Below are 16,430 nucleotides of genomic sequence, written 5' to 3' on the forward strand. Positions count from 1 at the left end.
GTCCTTTCAGGAAGACGCCGACCCGCCGCAGGCTTGCGGCTCCGCAGAGAGCCCTACGCCGGAGCAAATTTGCCGGTCGTTAAGGCTGCCCATAACGGGTTTTGCGGAGCGACGGGTTCGGGAGTCCTCAGCGACCGTGCGGAGCAGAGACCGCAACGGCAAACGCCGGCCCCTGCCGGCGTTCGATGATGAGCCACGCACGGGCCCATCGACTCAAGTTAGCGACTTCTATTGCCACCATGGCAACGGACGGCGCAATACGCGGAGCCGGGCTTTACAGCGTGCCAGTCGATATGCTTATCGCCTGGCACGCCGAAAAGCTAATCGGCACGCCTCAAGCGACGCGCTTGACCGACGACTGGCCGGCCACGGCACCGCTTGACAAAAAGCGTTCGCGAATCGACTTCGCAATGCCCGTGGCGTCGAGGCCGCACGCGGCGAGCAGCTTGGCCGGATCTCCGTGATCGATGAAGCGGTCGGGCAAGCCCAATTGCAGTACCGGCCGCGTAGCCCCACTCGCGAGCAGGGCCTCGACGCATGCCGAGCCCGCACCACCCATCACGCAGCCTTCTTCGACGGTGACAATGGCGTCGTGCGTTTCAGCGAGTTGACGCACGAGGTCAGCGTCGAGCGGCTTCACGAAACGCATGTTGGCCACGGTGGCGTCGAGTTGCTCGGCAGCTGCCAGAGACGGCGCGACCATCGTACCGAACGCCAGAATCGCGATGCGCTTGCCCGCCGGTTGTGACGTTTCGCGACGCACTTCGCCCTTGCCGACGGGCAGAGCAACCATTTGCTTGACGGTGGCCACGCCGGTGCCGGCGCCGCGCGGATAACGCACGGCCGTCGGACACGATTGCTGCAACGCCGTGTACAACATCTGACGGCATTCGTTTTCATCGGACGCGACCATCACCATCATGTTCGGGATGCAGCGCATGAACGCGAGGTCGTAAGCGCCCGCGTGCGTAGCGCCGTCCGCGCCGACCAGACCTGCGCGGTCGATTGCGAACACGACCGGCAGATTTTGCAGCGCGACGTCGTGGATCAGTTGATCGTAGGCGCGTTGCAGGAACGTCGAGTAGATCGCGACGACCGGCTTCATGCCCTCGGCCGCGAGACCCCCAGCGAAGGTGACTGCGTGCTGCTCGGCGATACCCACGTCGAAGTAGCGGTCAGGGAAGCGCTTCTCGAACTCCACCATGCCGGAACCTTCACGCATGGCCGGCGTGATGCCGACCACGCGCGCGTCCAGTTCCGCCGCGTCGCAAAGCCACTCGCCGAACACCTGGGTGTAGGTTTTCTTCGACGGCGCAACAGCCGGCTTGATGCCTTCAGCGGGATTGAACTTGCCCGGGCCGTGATACAGCACCGGATCAGCCTCGGCGAGCTTGTAGCCCTGGCCCTTCTTGGTGACCACGTGCAGGAATTGCGGACCGCGCAGTTCCTTGATGTTTTGCAGCGTGGGGATCAGCGAATCAAGGTCGTGACCGTCGATCGGGCCGATATAGTTGAAGCCGAATTCCTCGAACAGCGTGGCCGGAACGATCATGCCCTTCGCGTGCTCTTCGAGCTTGCGGGCCAGATCGAGCATGGGCGGCGCGACGCGCAGCACGCGCTCGACGCCCGCACGCGCCGCGGCGTAAAAGCGGCCCGACATGAGACGCGCGAGATGGCGATTGAGCGCGCCGACCGGCGGCGAAATCGACATGTCGTTGTCGTTCAGGATGACGAGCAGCGGCACGTCGTCTTCTACGCCGCCATTGTTCAATGCCTCGAAGGCCATGCCCGCCGTCATTGCGCCGTCGCCGATCACGGCGATGCCCATGCGGTTATCGCCCTGCAGCTTGCTGGCGACCGCCATGCCGAGTGCCGCCGAAATCGACGTGCTCGAATGCGCAGTGCCGAACGTGTCGTATTCCGACTCGTCGCGTTTAGGGAAACCGGAGATGCCGCCCAACTGTCGCAGCGTGTGCATTCTGTCCCGACGGCCCGTCAGGATCTTGTGCGGATACGTCTGATGGCCGACGTCCCACACGATGCGGTCGTGCGGCGTGTCGAACACATAATGCAGAGCAATGGTCAACTCGACCGTGCCGAGGTTGGACGAAAGATGGCCGCCCGTCTGCGACACGCTGTCGAGCACAAAGGCACGCAACTCGTCGGCAAGCGGTTGCAATTGGCGGCGATCGAGGCGGCGCAGGGCTGCCGGGTCGTCGATGGTTTTCAGCAAGTCGTACATCGTCGTTCCATTGTAGGAAAACTTACGCGCCCGCACTTCATACATGCGCCTGGTGGGGACGGCGCGCGGCGGCGGGCTTTCGCGTTCAGCTGACCCGGTTCACCACCAGATCTGCCAATTCGGCAAGGCGCTGCGCGCGCGCGCCGAACGGCGCCAGCGCGGCGTGCGCGTCGCTGCGCAGCTGCGCTGCCAGCGAACGCGATGCGTCGAGCCCAATAATCGACACGTAGGTCGGCTTGCCGTCCTTCGCGTCTTTACCTGCTGTCTTGCCGAGCGTCGCCGAGTCGGTCGTGACGTCGAGAATATCGTCGACGACCTGAAACGCGAGGCCGACCGCAGCCGCGTATGCGTCGAGCGAACGCATGGCGTTCGCGTCCGGCGCTTCACCCGCCAGCGCGCCCATGCGCACAGCGGCACGCAGCAACGCGCCGGTCTTCATGCGGTGCATGGTTTCGAGTTGCGTCCGCGTGAGCGTGTGACCGACGCTTGCAAGGTCGATTGCCTGACCGCCGCACATGCCGATCGAACCGCTAGCAAGAGCCAGTTCGCGCACGAGCGCCGCCTGCTGCGCGGGCGCCAGAACCTCGGAAGTCAACGCGACGAACGCCTGCGACTGCAACGCGTCGCCGACCAGCAGTGCCGTGGCTTCGTCATATTTGACGTGTACCGTGGGTTTGCCGCGGCGCAGCGCGTCGTCGTCCATGCACGGCATATCGTCGTGCACGAGCGAGTACACGTGGATCATTTCGAGCGCCGCCGCTGCTGCGTCGAGGCACTCGGCGCGCGCGCCGGTCAGCTCCCCGGCTGCATGGCACAGCAGCGGGCGAACCCGCTTGCCGCCGCCCAGCACGGCGTAGCGCATCGCCTCATGCAGCTTGGCCGGCTCCGTTGTTTCAGCCGGCAGGTAGTGTTCGAGTGCCGTTTCGACGCGCTCGAGCACTGAGCGCGTCCATTGTTCGAATGTCATAGGTCGTCCCCGCTTTCAGTAGCGGCTGTTCCTGCGGTATTCACGGGCAGTGGCCTGAGCGTCTCGCCGTCGAGCACGCGCACCTGCTGCTCGACTTTCTCGAGCTGCTGCTGGCAAAACGCCACTAGAGCCGCGCCGCGCCGATAGGCGGAGAGCGATTCTTCGAGGCTGAGATTGCCGCTTTCCATGCGTGCCACGAGCCCTTCCAGCTCTGCCTGCGCCGCCTCGTAGTTCTCAGGCAGCGGCGTGCTATCGACGCCTTCAGCCGGCGCCGCAGCAGTATCGTTCGACCCGGTCTTCGCCATGAATAGTCGCAAAATTAAAACAAGTCGGACATTCTACGGCAAAAGAGACAAATCCGACTCGCCAGCCGACCTTCGGGCCGCCTGTCCGGCCTTCGCCGCCCTGTCAGTCTCGCAGAAAAAAAACGATTGGTCTGCGGCGAAAAGACCGAACTTTCTCGACATTTTTGACCCAAATCAGTGACTTAACTGTCCCAAGGAGGGGGAAACAGGTATAATCTTGGGCTCCCTAAATCGAATCTTCGATGGTTGGGTTGTTCACTGCTTTCACGTCTTCATCGGGAGTGGGAATGTCCAATCTGAGCAATGCATTGCAGTTGCGGTCTGTTCACAGCCAACTGCCAGTCACGGCTTACTTTGACGAAGCGCTTTTAACGCGCGAAATCGAAACCCTTTTCAGGAAAGGTCCTCGTTACGTCGGGCACGATCTCATGGTGCCGGAAGCGGGGAATTATTTTGCCTTGCCCAGCGAGAGCGAAGGGCGCGTGCTCGTCCGTAACCAGCAGTCGCAAGTCGAACTGCTGTCGAACGTGTGCCGCCACCGGCAGGCCATCATGCTCAACGGCCGCGGCCACGCGGAGAATATCGTCTGCCCGCTGCATCGCTGGACGTACGATCTGAACGGCCAGCTTCTCGGCGCTCCGCATTTTGCGGACAACCCTTGCCTGAACTTGGGCGCCACGCCGCTGCAGAACTGGCAAGGGCTGCTCTTCGAAGCGCAGGGCCGCAACGTCGCACCCGACTTGGCCAATCTCGGCACGAAACGACATTTCGACTTCTCGGGCTTCATGTTCGACCATGTCGAGGTGCACGAGTGCAACTACAACTGGAAGACCTTTATCGAGGTCTATCTGGAGGACTACCACGTCGCGCCGTTCCATCCGGGCCTCGGCAGCTTCGTCAATTGCGACGATCTCACGTGGGAATTCGGCGAGTGGTACAGCGTGCAAACGGTCGGCGTTCACAAGGACCTCGAGCAGCCGGGCAGTCCGACTTACCGCAAATGGCACGACGAAGTATTGCGTTTCCGCGGCGGCACTCCGCCGGAGTTCGGCGCGATCTGGATGGTGTACTACCCCGGCATCATGATCGAATGGTATCCGCACGTGCTGGTCGTGTCGTGGCTGATTCCGCGCGGTCCGCAGAAGACCACGAACGTGGTCGAGTTCTATTACCCTGAGGAAATTGCGCTGTTCGAGCGTGAGTTCGTCGAAGCGGAACGCGCCGCCTATATGGAAACGGCTCGCGAAGACGACGAAATCGCCGAACGCATGGACGCTGGTCGCCGCGCGTTAATGGAGCGCGGCGAATCGCAGGTCGGCCCATACCAGAGCCCAATGGAAGACGGCATGCAGCACTTCCACGAGTTCCTGCGGCGCGAGCTCGGCACGATCTGACTGCGGCCTCGCTGCAACTCACTTGCCTTTGCATCAACACACGGAAAGACGGGCTTCGGCCCGTCTTTTTTTGTTTAGACTAACGAGGTAGCCCGGCCATCCGGTCGCGTCACGAGACCGCCGGCAACGGAGCCGCCATCGCCTGCATCGAGGAGACGTCATGCCCCACACTCACTACACCACTTTGATCTCTGCGACGAATCTCGCCGAACGACTCGCCGAGGCGCCGGGCAGCGTGTTCGTCATCGACTGCCGCTTTGACCTGGCCGACCCGGAAGCCGGTGAAAAAGCCTATCTCGCAGGGCATCTGCCCGGCGCGCATTATCTGCATCTGGACCGCGATCTGTCCGGGCCGAAGAACGGCACGAACGGGCGCCATCCGTTGCCCGATCGTGCGCGGCTCGTTGAAACGCTGGAATCGCGCGGATTGAAGCAAGGCCAGCAAGTCGTCGCCTACGACGCGCAAGGCGGCATGTACGCCGCGCGCGCCTGGTGGCTGCTGCGCTGGCTCGGCCACGACGCGGTGGCGTTGCTCGACGGCGGACTGCAAGCGTGGGAAGCCGCCGGCCACCCGTTGACGCAAGACGTGCCGCCGCAAAATACCGGCGACTTCAAAGCGGGCGCTCCGCTTTCCGTCACCGTCGACGCAAACATGGTCGAGCGCAATCTCGGTTCAAAAGAGCGCGTGGTGGTCGACGCGCGCTCGGCCGATCGCTATCGCGGCGAGAACGAGACGCTGGATGCGGTGGGTGGGCACATTCCGGGCGCGCTCAATCGCTTCTTCAAGGACAACCTGACGGCTGACGGCCGCTTCAAGCCGGCTCACACTCTGCGCGACGAGTTCACCGCACTACTCGGCGATACGCCTCCTGAACATGTCGTCCTGCAGTGCGGCTCGGGCGTGACGGCGTGCGTCAATGCGCTGGCGATGGAAGTCGCCGGTCTGCACGGTGCAGCGCTCTACGCGGGTTCCTGGAGCGAATGGAGTTCTGATCCGAAGCGGCCCGTCGCAACCGGCCCGAATCCCTAAGCGAAGCGCCGCCAGGAAAGCCGAAGGCCGTTGCCGCTCACAAGCGGCAACGGCCTTTTTATATGTTGCATGTGCCGGGAACGGGGCGGCCCGAGCGAGTCAAAGCGGCAAGCTCACACGCGGAGCAAAAGCAGAAGCCGCAATGCCGAAGCCCCAAGCCGAAAGCTCAAACCACTCCGTGCTGCTTGAACCAGGCCAGCGTCCGACGCCAGCCGTCTTCCGCGTCGGCCTTCTTGTAGCTCGGCCGGTAGTCCGCGAAAAAGGCATGGCCCGCATCGTCGTACACAACGAATTGCGAACCGCGCGCTACCTGCGGCCCTTGCGCAATCGCCTGTTTCATCTGCTCGAGCGAGTCCTGCGGAATGCTTTGGTCCCGCAACCCGTAGAGACCGAGCACCGGGGCGTGTAGATCCGCCACGCGGTCGAGCGGGTTCGTAGGTGTGGTCGCCGTGCGATCGCCGATAACACGCCCATACCACGCAACCGCCGCCTTGAGCCGCGGATTGTGCTCTGCGTACAGCCACGCGATGCGCCCACCCCAACAGAAGCCCGTCACGCCCAGCCGGCTCAGATCGCCGCCGTGCTCGCCGGCCCACGCGACCGTCACGTCGAGATCGGCGAGCGCCTGTTCGTCCGGCACCTTGTTCAAGATCTGTTGACTGATTTGCTGGATGGTCGGAAGCGCCATCGGATCGCCTTCGCGGACGAACAGATCCGGCGCGATGGCCAGATAGCCGAGCTTGGCGAAACGCCGGCACACGTCGGCGATATGTTCGTGCACGCCGAACGCCTCATGAATGACGATGATCACCGGCAGATGCGTCTTGCCCTTCGGCTGCGCGCGGTAGGCCGGCACGAGCGTGCCGCCTGAACGCACGGCGATCTCGCCGGCTTCCAGACCTTCGCTGTCGGTATGGATGGTTTGCGCCGACACGGGCAACACGGCGGCAGCAAATCCAGTGCCGATCGCGGCCTTGATGAAAGTGCGCCGGTTGAAGGGAACGTGCGGGACCAGGCTGTCGACATCGGGATTCAGCATGCGGGCGCTCCTCGTTGAACGTTGGAGGCAACAGGATACGCCTCGCGCGTGTCCCGTTGCAGAAGCAACTTCTTCGCGAGACGCGCCGTCAGTGCAGCTTGACGCGCGGTAACGTGGTGCGCCGCAGCCAGTGCGCAAAGGTGTCGAGCACCATTCGGGCGTAGCCGTGTAGCGCGGCGATATGCAGCCGGTACAGCGACATGTACATGAAACGCGCGAATAGTCCCTCGATCAGCATATTGCCGCCGATCACGCCGCCCATCAGATTGCCGACCGCGCTGAAGTGTCCAAGCGACACGAGCGAGCCGAAGTCGCGATAGGTGAATTCGGGCAGCGGCCTGTTTTCAAGCCGCGCCGCGAGCGCTTTCAGCAGAAAACTGGCCTGTTGATGCGCGGCCTGCGCGCGCGGCGGTACGTTCCTTTCGTTGCCGGGCCAAGGGCATGCAGCGCAATCGCCAAGCGCAAAGACGTTGTCGTCAATTTCGGTTTGCAGCGTGCGGCGCACGTTGAGCTGACCGAGCCGGTTGACCGGCAAGCCGTCAAGCTGGCTCAGAATAGCCGGCGCCTTGATGCCTGCCGCCCACACCGTCAGATCGGCACGCACGGTTTTTCCGCTCGCGGTGCGGATGATGCCGGGCGCAACCTCGGCCACGGTCTCGCTCGTCATGAGCTTTACGCCGAGCTTGGTGAGCAGCTCGGCGGTGGCCGTCGACACCCGTTCCTGCAAAGCCGGCAAAATGCGCGGCCCTGCCTCGATCAACACAATGCCCACGTCGTGCCGAGGATCGAGCTTGTGCAGACCATACGCGGACAACACCTGAGCCGTATTGCGCAGCTCCGCGGAGAGTTCGACGCCCGTCGCGCCGCCGCCGACAATCGCCACCTGAATGCGCGGCTCGGAAGAAGGCGATGTGCCCACTCCGGATTCGACCGGCTCGTGCGCCTGATGCTCGGCCCGCATGCAAGCCGCGATAAGGCGCTTGCGAAAACGCTCGGCCTGGCTCACGGTGTCGAGTGCCAGAGAGAACTCGGGCGCGCCTTTCACGCCGAAGAATGCCGTCGTGCTGCCGATCGCGATGATCAGCGTGTCGTACTCGAGATGGCGTTCGGGAAGGAGTTCGGCGCCGTCGTCGTCGAGCACTGTGCCAAGGGTAAGACGCCGGTTCGCGCGGTCGAGGCCCGTCAGTTCGCCCTGCTGGAACTCGAAGCCATGCCAGCGCGCTTGCGCGGCATATTCGAGCTCCTGCGTGAACGGGTCCATGCTGCCGGCCGCCACTTCGTGCAGCAGCGGCTTCCAGATGTGGGTCGGATTACGGTCGACGAGCGTGACCTGCGCCCGCGTACCGGCTTTGTTATTGTGACCATAGCGATCGCCTAAGCGAGTTGCCAGCTCCAGTCCTCCTGCGCCTCCGCCAACGACGATGAACCGATGCATTGAACTCTCCGTATTTGCCAATGGGTTGTGCGTCGTGATCGCGCGCGAGAGGCACGCGTCTTTACCGATTGTCCGCGAGCAGCATGGTTTGTCACAAGCCGCCAATACGCATATGTGACATGCACACGACGATATCGCGCGCCGTCACACAGGCGTCAATGCGCTTCCTCCCAGTTGAGTCCCGCGCCCACTTCGGCGACCAGCGGGACTTTCAGCGCGGCGACACCGCACATCAACTCGGGCAGACGCTGGCGCACTTCAGACAGTTCTGCGTCCGGCACTTCGAGAATCAGTTCGTCGTGCACCTGCATGATCATGCGGGTGCCGATCCTGGATTGTTCGATCCACTTCTGCACCGCGATCATCGACAACTTGATCAGATCGGCGGCCGTACCTTGCATTGGCGCATTAATGGCCGCGCGCTCCGCGGCCTGACGGCGCGGACCATTGCCGCCGTTGATTTCCGGCAGCCACAGCCTGCGGCCGAACACCGTTTCCACATAGCCCTTCGCCTTCGCGCTCAGACGCGTCTCGTCCATATAGCGAGCGACGCCCGGATAGCGCGCGAAGTAGCGGTCGATATAGAGCTTCGCGGCGTCGCGCGTAATGCCCAGGTTCGACGCAAGGCCGAACGAACTCATGCCATAGATCAGACCGAAGTTGATGACCTTTGCCACGCGCCGCTGATCGTTCGACACTTCGAGCGGCGTCACGCCGAAAATCTCGGCCGCAGTCGCGCGGTGAATGTCTTCTCCTTGCGAGAACGCGCGCAGCAACGATTCGTCGCCGGAAATGTGCGCCATGATGCGCAGTTCGATTTGCGAGTAATCCGCTGAGACGAGCTTGTGCCCCGGTGGCGCAATAAAGGCCTCGCGAATACGGCGGCCTTCGCCGGTGCGCACGGGAATGTTCTGCAGGTTCGGGTCGTTCGACGCAAGGCGCCCCGTGACCGCAACCGCCTGAGCGTAATTCGTGTGCACGCGACCGGTTGTTGCGTTGACCATTCGCGGCAGCTTGTCGGTGTAGGTCGACTTCAGCTTCGACAAGCCGCGGTGTTCCAGCAGGATCTTAGGCAGCGGATAATCTTCTGCGAGCTTCTGAAGTACTTCTTCGTCGGTGGACGGCGCGCCGCTCGGCGTCTTCTTCACGACTGGCAATTCGAGTCTCTCGAAGAAGATCTGACCGATCTGCTTCGGCGAGCCGAGATTGAATTCGCCGCCGGCGAGCACATACGCCTCGCTCTCCAGCTGAATCAGACGCGCGGCGATTTCGCTGCTTTGCTGACGCAGTTTTTCCGCGTCGATCAGAACGCCGGTACGCTCCATCTTGCGCAATACACGCGACGTGGGCACTTCGATGTCGCGATAGACATGCTCGAGCGCCTCTTCTGCAGCAAGCTGCGGATACAGTGCCTGATGCAGACGCAACGTTACGTCGGCGTCTTCTGCGGCATATTCGGCAGCTTTGTCCAGCGCGACTTCGTCGAAGCCGATTTGCTGGGCACCCTTGCCCGCGACGTCTTCGTACTTGATCGTTTTGATGCCGAGATGGCGCAACGCGAGGTTGTCCATGTCATGCGGACGATGCGACTCCAGCACGTACGATTGCAACAGCGTGTCGTGTTCGACGCCGCGCATCTCGATACCATAATTGGCCAGCACCTGCTCGTCGTATTTCATATGCTGACCGACCTTCTTGTGCTCCGCACTCTCGAGCCACGGCTTGAGCCTCGCAAGCACTTCGTCGCGCGGCAGTTGCACAGGCGCGTCGGGGCCGCGATGCGCGAGCGGCACATAAGCGGCATGACCCACTTCTACCGACAAGGACAGACCCACGATTTGCGCGGTCATTGGATCGAGCGACGTGGTTTCGGTGTCGAACGAGGTCAGCTCGGCTGCGTTGATTTTTTGCAGCCACGCGTCGAACTGTTCCCACGTTTGCACGGTTTCGTAGTGGCGTTCGTGATCGACGCTGAGCGCGGGCGGCACGTCGGTTTCCGGCCCTTCGACCGCATCGGCAATTTCGACCTCGCGCAGCCAGGTCTTGAACCCGTGACGCGTGAAGACATCGCGCAATTCTTCGCGCGATTCCGGCCGGCTCTGCAAATTCTCCTCGATCGACGTGAGATGCCCCGTCAGATCGCAATGACGCTCCACGGTGACGAGCTTGCGCGCCATCGGCAGAAAATCCAGAGCACGTCGCAGATTGTCTCCTACCGCACCTTTGATCTCGTCTGCATGTGCGACGATGCCATCTAGCGACTCGAATTGCGACAGCCATTTGAGCGCGGTTTTCGGCCCGCATTTCTCGACGCCGGGCACGTTGTCGACGGTATCGCCGATCAACGACAGGTAGTCGACAATGCGCTCCGGGGGGACGCCGAACTTCGCAAGAACGCCGGCGCGGTCGAGTTTTTCGTTGGTCATCGTATTGATGAGGGTGACATGATCCGACACGAGCTGCGCCAGATCCTTGTCCCCAGTCGACACGATCACGTTCATGCCGCGCTTTTCCGCCTCGGTGCTAAGCGTGCCGATCACGTCGTCGGCTTCCACGCCGTCGATCATCAGAAGCGGCCAGCCAAGCGCACGCACGGCCACATGAATTGGCTCGATCTGCCGCGAGAGATCGTCCGGCATGGATGGACGATTCGCCTTATAGTCGGGATACCAGTCGTCGCGAAACGTTTTGCCCTTGGCGTCGAACACGCACGCGCTATACTCTGCTGTGACTTCCTTGCGCATGCGCCGCAGCATGTTGATCATCCCGTAGAGCGCACCTGTGGGACCACCATCGGGCCCGCGCAGATCAGGCATCGCATGGTAGGCCCGGTACAGATAACTCGAACCGTCGACCAATAGCAGGGTCTTACCTTCAAGGCTTCGTTCTTCAGGCATTATGACTAAGAGAAAAGTGATTCCGAGTCTGCGATCACTCGCAGATCAAGAGCGCGCAACGGCAAAAAAGGCCCGCGCATCGTGGCAGATGTTCACGATTATGGCAGAGTTTATCGAGGCGACCGAGTACCTCTCGGAGATCCGCCCCGCTGTCAGCATCTACGGTTCAGCGCGCCTGAAACCCAGCTCGCCGTACTACAAACTCGCCACGCAAATTGCCCGCAAGCTCTCCGATGCAGGCTTCGCCGTGATCTCCGGCGGCGGCCCAGGCATCATGGAAGCCGCAAATAAGGGCGCTCATGCAGGCAAGGCGCCTTCAGTCGGGTTGAATATCGAGTTGCCGCACGAGCAGTCCGGTAACCAGTGGCAAGACATCTCGCTGCGCTTCCGTCATTTCTTCACGCGCAAAGTTACGTTCGTGAAGAATTCAGATGCCGTGATCGTGATGCCCGGTGGCTTTGGCACGCTCGACGAACTCGCGGAAGTACTCACGCTCATTCAAACCAAGAAGTCGCGTCACGTGCCGATCATTCTGGTGGGCGCAGAGTTCTGGGAAGGTCTGCTTGCGTGGTTCAAGAACTCGCTCACGCCTATGGGCCTCATCAATCCGACGGACATCGACCTGATGCAGGTGATCGACGACCCGGACCAGGTGCTCGAAGCGGTGCTCAAGTTCTACGAAGATCGCGAAGGCGCTGAGCCGCAACCCACCAAGTCGGAAGAAGACCGCATGTTCTATCTGTAACGTGCGAGGGCTGCGCACGCGCGCAAGACTGCTGGATCAATCATTCAAGCGGGCGGCCTCGGGGCTGCCCGTTTGCGTTTGCGCCTGATCGGTCTGATCGCCTTGCGCCTGCAACCATTCGCAGAATTGCGCGACGAGCGGCGCGTGGGCGACCTCTCTTCTTGCCACCCACCAATAGCCGCGCGCGTCGATGCGCGGCGCCGCCAGCGGCATCACGAGCCGGCCAGACGCGAGTTCGTCGGCAAGTAGCGGCAACGGGCCGAGCGCCACGCCAAGTCCATCTACTGCGGCCTGCAAGGCCAGATAGAAGTGATCGAACGATTGCTTCTTCCGGCAGTTCGCCGTCACGCCCGCGGCCGACAACCAGTTGCCCCACGCATCGGGCCGCGTGTCGGAATGCAGGAGAACGTGTCGCGCGAGGTCGTCGGCCGTCTTGATCGGCGAGCGCTGCAGTAGCGCGGGACTACACACGGGAAGCTCGCTCTCGCCAAGAAAGTGCCCGCTCACGCAGTTTGGCCAGTGAGCGGGGCCTCGCCTTACAGCAACGTCGAAGCTATCCAATGTTTCGACCGGCGCGTTCGACGTCGCCAATCGCAATTCGACGTTCGGCACCTTGCGCTGGAATTGATGCAGGCGCGGCAGCAGCCATTTCATCGCGAACGTGGGCAGCGCATTCACCCGCAGAATGTGAACGACGCCGGTGTCGCGCAGTTGGTCGGTGGCGTGAGCAATGCTGTCGAATGCAGCCTGCACGGTGGACAGATAACGGCGGCCGGCCGCCGTCAGGCGAACGCGCTTGCCGTGACGCTGGAACACTTGCACGCCGAGCCACGACTCGAACGCCGCGACTTGCCGGCTGATTGCACCGTGCGTCACATGCAGTTCGTTGGCCGCAGCGGTGAAGCTTTCGTGCCGTGCCGCGGCTTCAAAGGCACGCAGCGCCGGGAAAGGAGGAAGATTACGGGCCATGCTTGTGATTGTAGATCACAAAGACGCGCGCAAAAATCGTTTTGCCGCATGGCGTTTCGGCGCTAACCTCTTGAGCTTGAACGGAAAGCGAAGCGCCATGGACCACAATCTCACATCACTCGACTCCGCCGCAGGGCCGAGGCCCACTCTGCGGGAAATTTTCGGCGGTTTTCTGGGCTTGGGACTCATCTCATTCGGCGGAGCACTGCCGCTCGCGCGCCGCGCGCTTGTCGAGCAACGCCGCTGGTTGAACGCGGAAGACTTCACCGATCTGCTGGGTCTTTGCCAGTTTCTGCCGGGCGGCAACGTGATCAATCTCTCAGTAGCCGTCGGCATGCGCTTTCGCGGAATCCCGGGCGCGCTCGCTGGATTGCTCGGCTTGATCGCCGGGCCGTCGCTGGTGGTGATCGGTCTTGGCGTGTTGTACGAGCGCACGCAGGACGACCCGCATGTGCGTCATCTATTTGCGGGACTTGCGGCGGCCGCAGCGGGGCTTCTGATTTCGATGGCCGTGAAGATCTTGCTGCCGCTGCGCAACAACCCGATGGCCGCGCTCATCGCCGCCCTCGGCTTCGTTGCTATCGCGATCATGCGGCTGCCGCTGTTGCCCACCATGCTTGTGCTGACGCCGCTCAGCATCTACGTTGCATCGAGGAGCGCACAATGAACGACACGCTCGTTTCTCTCGCCATCATTTTCAGTCAGCTTTCGCTGCTCGCATTCGGCGGCGGCAACACCATTCTTCCGGAGATGCAGCGTCAGGTGGTCGAGGTGCATCACTGGATGCCGGCCGGCGAATTCAGTGCCCTCTTCGCGCTTGCCCAAGCCGCGCCAGGGCCCAACCTGATGATCGTGACACTGATTGGATGGCACGTGGCCGGCTGGCCTGGCATGCTGGTGACGTCGATCGCGAAGTTCGGGCCGTCGTCTATCGTGACCATACTCGCGCTCCACGCGTGGGACCGCTTCAAGGATCGGCCGTGGCGGCGTTATGCGCAGTTGGGGCTGGTGCCGGTTACGGCAGGCATCGTCGCGGCGAGCGCGGCGCTGATCGCGGAGGCGTCGGATTCGACGGCGATTGCCTGGGCAGTCACGGCGGCCACAGCCGCAATCGCATTGAAGACGCGCATTCATCCGCTATGGCTGCTGGCCGCCGGGAGCGTGATCGGGCTGACCGGCTTTGGGCAGTAGACGCATCGGTTGATGCCCTTGCGCTTCCGCCGAGTGCAGCCGCCGACGGAAGAATCGCCCGCCTCAACACTCCGTTTACTGAAACGCCACCTCTGCAAAGCTGCGCAGCTTGCGGCTATGCAAACGATGCAGCCCGTTCTCGCGCAAAAGCTCCATGGCTTTCACGCCGATCTGCAGATGCTGGTCGACTTGCGCGCGATAGAACTGATCGGCCATGCCGGGCAACTTCAACTCGCCGTGCAGCGGCTTGTCCGACACGCATAACAAGGTGCCGTAAGGCACGCGGAAGCGGAATCCGTTTGCGGCAATGGTCGCGCTTTCCATGTCGAGCGCGATCGCGCGGCTTTGCGACAGCCGCTGAACCGGCTCACGATGATCGCGCAACTCCCAGTTGCGGTTGTCCACACTCGCGACAGTGCCCGTGCGCATAACCCTCTTGAGTTCCACGCCGTCGAGCTGCGTGACTTGCGCGACCGCGCGCTCCAGCGCAACCTGCACTTCGGCGAGCGCGGGAATCGGGACCCACAGCGGCAGATCGGCGTCGAGTACGTGATCTTCGCGCACGTAGCCGTGCGCGAGCACATAGTCGCCGAGGCGCTGCGTGTTGCGCAGGCCCGCGCAGTGGCCCAGCATGATCCACGCATGCGGACGCAGCACGGCGATGTGATCGGTAATGGTCTTTGCGTTCGACGGCCCGACGCCGATGTTGATCATCGTGATGCCGCTGCCGTCCGCGCGCTTCAGGTGATATGCGGGCATCTGCGGCAGACGCGGCGGCGCCGTGCCTTCCTGCGCCTGCTCACCGAGATTCTCGTTGTAGATGACCACGTCGCCCGGTTCGACAAACGACGTGTATTCGCTGCGATACGCGCGCAGTTCCTCGTCGTCTGTATGGGCCATCATGGTGCGGCCAAGTTTGACGAATTCGTCGATATAAAACTGGTAGTTCGTGTACAGCACGTAGTTCTGACAATGCGTGGGCGACGTCGCCGTGTAATGCTTCAGCCGATGCAGCGAGAAATCCACGCGCGCCGCCGTGAATAGCGCGAGCGGATGCGGCTCGCCCGCCAACGGCTCGTAGGTGCCGTTGACGATACGGTCGTCGAGCAGCGCGAGGTCGGGCGTGTCGAACACGTCGCGCATCAGGAAGAGGCGCTCGCGATCCAGATCGCCTTCGAGGTGAATGCCCTCGGCAAACGCAAAATGAATGGGGATCGGCTGATTCGACACGCCAACTTCGATCTTCACATGATGGTTTTTCGCGAGCAGACGCAACTGCTCACGATAGTAGTTACCGAACAGATCGGGGCGCGTAACAGTTGTCTCGAACACGCCGGGGCCAGCGACAAAACCGTACGAGCGGCGCGAGTCGATATGCGTGTTGACTTCGGTGCAGACGCGCACGAACGGGTAGCAAGCACGTACCCGGCGTTCGAACAGTTCGTTGCGGCGATAGCGCGCGAAGGCGTCGCGCAGAAAAGACGTGTTGGCTTCGTAAATGGCCGACAGGCGTGTGACGGCCTCGGCAGCGTCGTCGAAGGATTCGGTCGGAAAGCTGTGGGCGGGAGTTTGCACCGCGCGTTGATTGGTATCGTTGTTCATCTTCATTCGCCTCTATTGATGAGACGACATTACCACGGAACCCATGATCGCCAAATGACGTCGAGGCGCGCGCGGCACGCGCCGCCGCGGGGCGAGCGAGATTGTGGGCGCGCCGCGCGAAAGCGGCGCAAAATAAGGCGACTGCGCCCGTGGCAGAAGCTGGATTTGCTAGAATCGGGGCACCATTCCGGAGAATCACCATGAAGCCGCTCCTTCCCGTCGCCGTTGCACTGGCCCTTGCCTTTGGCAACGCCGCGATGGCTGCCCAGCCTGTCGACGACACTCCGCCCCCGGGCGCGCCGCAGTCCGCTAACGAACGCGCCGGCCTGCCCGACCTGGAGAAGATCAACCGGCCGGCTGCCGAGGTCAGCTCGAAGGTGGAAATCAACGTCCCGCGCACGCCGAGTTTCCACGAGCGCAGCGGGAACGGCACGGAAATCACCGAATACCGCGACAAAGGCAAGCCCGTCGAAATCAACGTCCGCTCGAACCTTGGCACCCGCTACCAGATGAGCGCGCCGCTCGATACGTCGCCCACCGTGCGCGACAACGGACGCGCGAGCACGCGTCTGCCTTCGGTGAACCTGAGGTACTGACGCCTGGCGGGGCGCCGG

Annotated in this window: 14 protein-coding genes; 6 read left to right on the plus strand and 8 right to left on the minus strand. The window is 62.5% G+C overall.

What is annotated here, in order from left to right:
* Positions 1-334: 334 nt before the first annotated feature.
* The 3 genes from dxs to OH764_RS31035 form a co-directional block, all read right to left on the minus strand.
* Complete coding sequence (gene dxs, locus OH764_RS31025) at positions 335-2,242, minus strand: 1-deoxy-D-xylulose-5-phosphate synthase (protein ID WP_498849851.1); 1,908 nt, start codon at positions 2,240-2,242, stop codon at positions 335-337.
* Between the two features lie 85 nt (positions 2,243-2,327).
* Positions 2,328-3,209, minus strand: a complete 882-nt coding sequence (locus OH764_RS31030) for a polyprenyl synthetase family protein (protein WP_087752664.1) — start codon at positions 3,207-3,209, stop codon at positions 2,328-2,330.
* Positions 3,206-3,514 carry an exodeoxyribonuclease VII small subunit gene (locus OH764_RS31035; RefSeq protein ID WP_498849852.1) on the minus strand — a complete coding sequence of 103 codons (309 nt, stop codon included), beginning with the start codon at positions 3,512-3,514 and terminating at the stop codon, positions 3,206-3,208. The genes OH764_RS31030 and OH764_RS31035 overlap by 4 nt, the downstream gene beginning before the upstream one ends.
* Before the next feature lie 287 nt (positions 3,515-3,801).
* Here OH764_RS31035 and OH764_RS31040 point away from each other — a divergent pair, with 287 nt between their 5' ends.
* Together OH764_RS31040 and OH764_RS31045 are read left to right on the plus strand one after the other, a co-directional pair.
* Entirely contained in the window at positions 3,802-4,908 is a 1,107-nt protein-coding gene (locus OH764_RS31040) for an aromatic ring-hydroxylating oxygenase subunit alpha (RefSeq protein ID WP_498849853.1), read from the plus strand.
* Positions 4,909-5,068: 160 nt separating this feature from the next.
* A complete protein-coding gene (locus tag OH764_RS31045; protein ID WP_498849854.1) occupies positions 5,069-5,938 on the plus strand; it encodes a sulfurtransferase in 870 nt (289 codons plus the stop codon).
* Positions 5,939-6,104: 166 nt separating this feature from the next.
* Here the strand turns inward: OH764_RS31045 and OH764_RS31050 are convergent, their stop codons facing one another.
* From OH764_RS31050 to polA, 3 genes are all read right to left on the minus strand, one after another.
* Complete coding sequence (locus OH764_RS31050; protein ID WP_498849855.1) at positions 6,105-6,977, minus strand: dienelactone hydrolase family protein; 873 nt, start codon at positions 6,975-6,977, stop codon at positions 6,105-6,107.
* An 88-nt stretch (positions 6,978-7,065) separates the two neighbouring features.
* Complete coding sequence (locus OH764_RS31055; protein WP_498849856.1) at positions 7,066-8,412, minus strand: NAD(P)/FAD-dependent oxidoreductase; 1,347 nt, start codon at positions 8,410-8,412, stop codon at positions 7,066-7,068.
* 155 nt (positions 8,413-8,567) lie between these two features.
* Positions 8,568-11,309 (minus strand): DNA polymerase I, encoded by a 2,742-nt coding sequence (gene polA, locus OH764_RS31060; protein ID WP_498849857.1) that lies wholly within the window; start codon positions 11,307-11,309, stop codon positions 8,568-8,570.
* A gap of 1 nt (position 11,310) precedes the next feature.
* On the opposite strand from polA, the gene OH764_RS31065 reads away from it, so the two are divergent.
* Entirely contained in the window at positions 11,311-12,054 is a 744-nt protein-coding gene (locus OH764_RS31065) for an LOG family protein (protein ID WP_020071009.1), read from the plus strand.
* A gap of 36 nt (positions 12,055-12,090) precedes the next feature.
* Here OH764_RS31065 and OH764_RS31070 read toward each other — a convergent pair whose 3' ends face one another.
* Positions 12,091-13,023, minus strand: a complete 933-nt coding sequence (locus OH764_RS31070; protein ID WP_498849858.1) for a transcriptional regulator GcvA — start codon at positions 13,021-13,023, stop codon at positions 12,091-12,093.
* 97 nt (positions 13,024-13,120) lie between these two features.
* Between OH764_RS31070 and OH764_RS31075 the strand changes: the two genes are divergently transcribed.
* The gene (locus OH764_RS31075) at positions 13,121-13,690 is read left to right on the plus strand and encodes a chromate transporter (protein WP_498849859.1); all 570 of its coding nucleotides are present in this window, start codon (positions 13,121-13,123) and stop codon (positions 13,688-13,690) included.
* On the plus strand, positions 13,687-14,214 hold the full coding sequence (locus OH764_RS31080) for a chromate transporter (protein WP_498849860.1): 528 nt from the start codon (positions 13,687-13,689) through the stop codon (positions 14,212-14,214). Before OH764_RS31075 ends, OH764_RS31080 begins: the two co-directional genes overlap by 4 nt.
* A gap of 75 nt (positions 14,215-14,289) precedes the next feature.
* Here OH764_RS31080 and OH764_RS31085 read toward each other — a convergent pair whose 3' ends face one another.
* Positions 14,290-15,816: an AMP nucleosidase gene (locus OH764_RS31085; RefSeq protein WP_498849861.1), complete on the minus strand. Its 1,527-nt coding sequence runs from the start codon at positions 15,814-15,816 to the stop codon at positions 14,290-14,292.
* Between the two features lie 200 nt (positions 15,817-16,016).
* On the opposite strand from OH764_RS31085, the gene OH764_RS31090 reads away from it, so the two are divergent.
* The gene (locus OH764_RS31090; protein WP_020071014.1) at positions 16,017-16,412 is read left to right on the plus strand and encodes a hypothetical protein; all 396 of its coding nucleotides are present in this window, start codon (positions 16,017-16,019) and stop codon (positions 16,410-16,412) included.
* The last annotated feature ends 18 nt before the right edge of the window (positions 16,413-16,430 follow it).

This window comes from Burkholderia sp. M6-3 (assembly GCF_050858985.1).
In the GTDB taxonomy this organism is placed as follows: domain Bacteria; phylum Pseudomonadota; class Gammaproteobacteria; order Burkholderiales; family Burkholderiaceae; genus Paraburkholderia; species Paraburkholderia caledonica.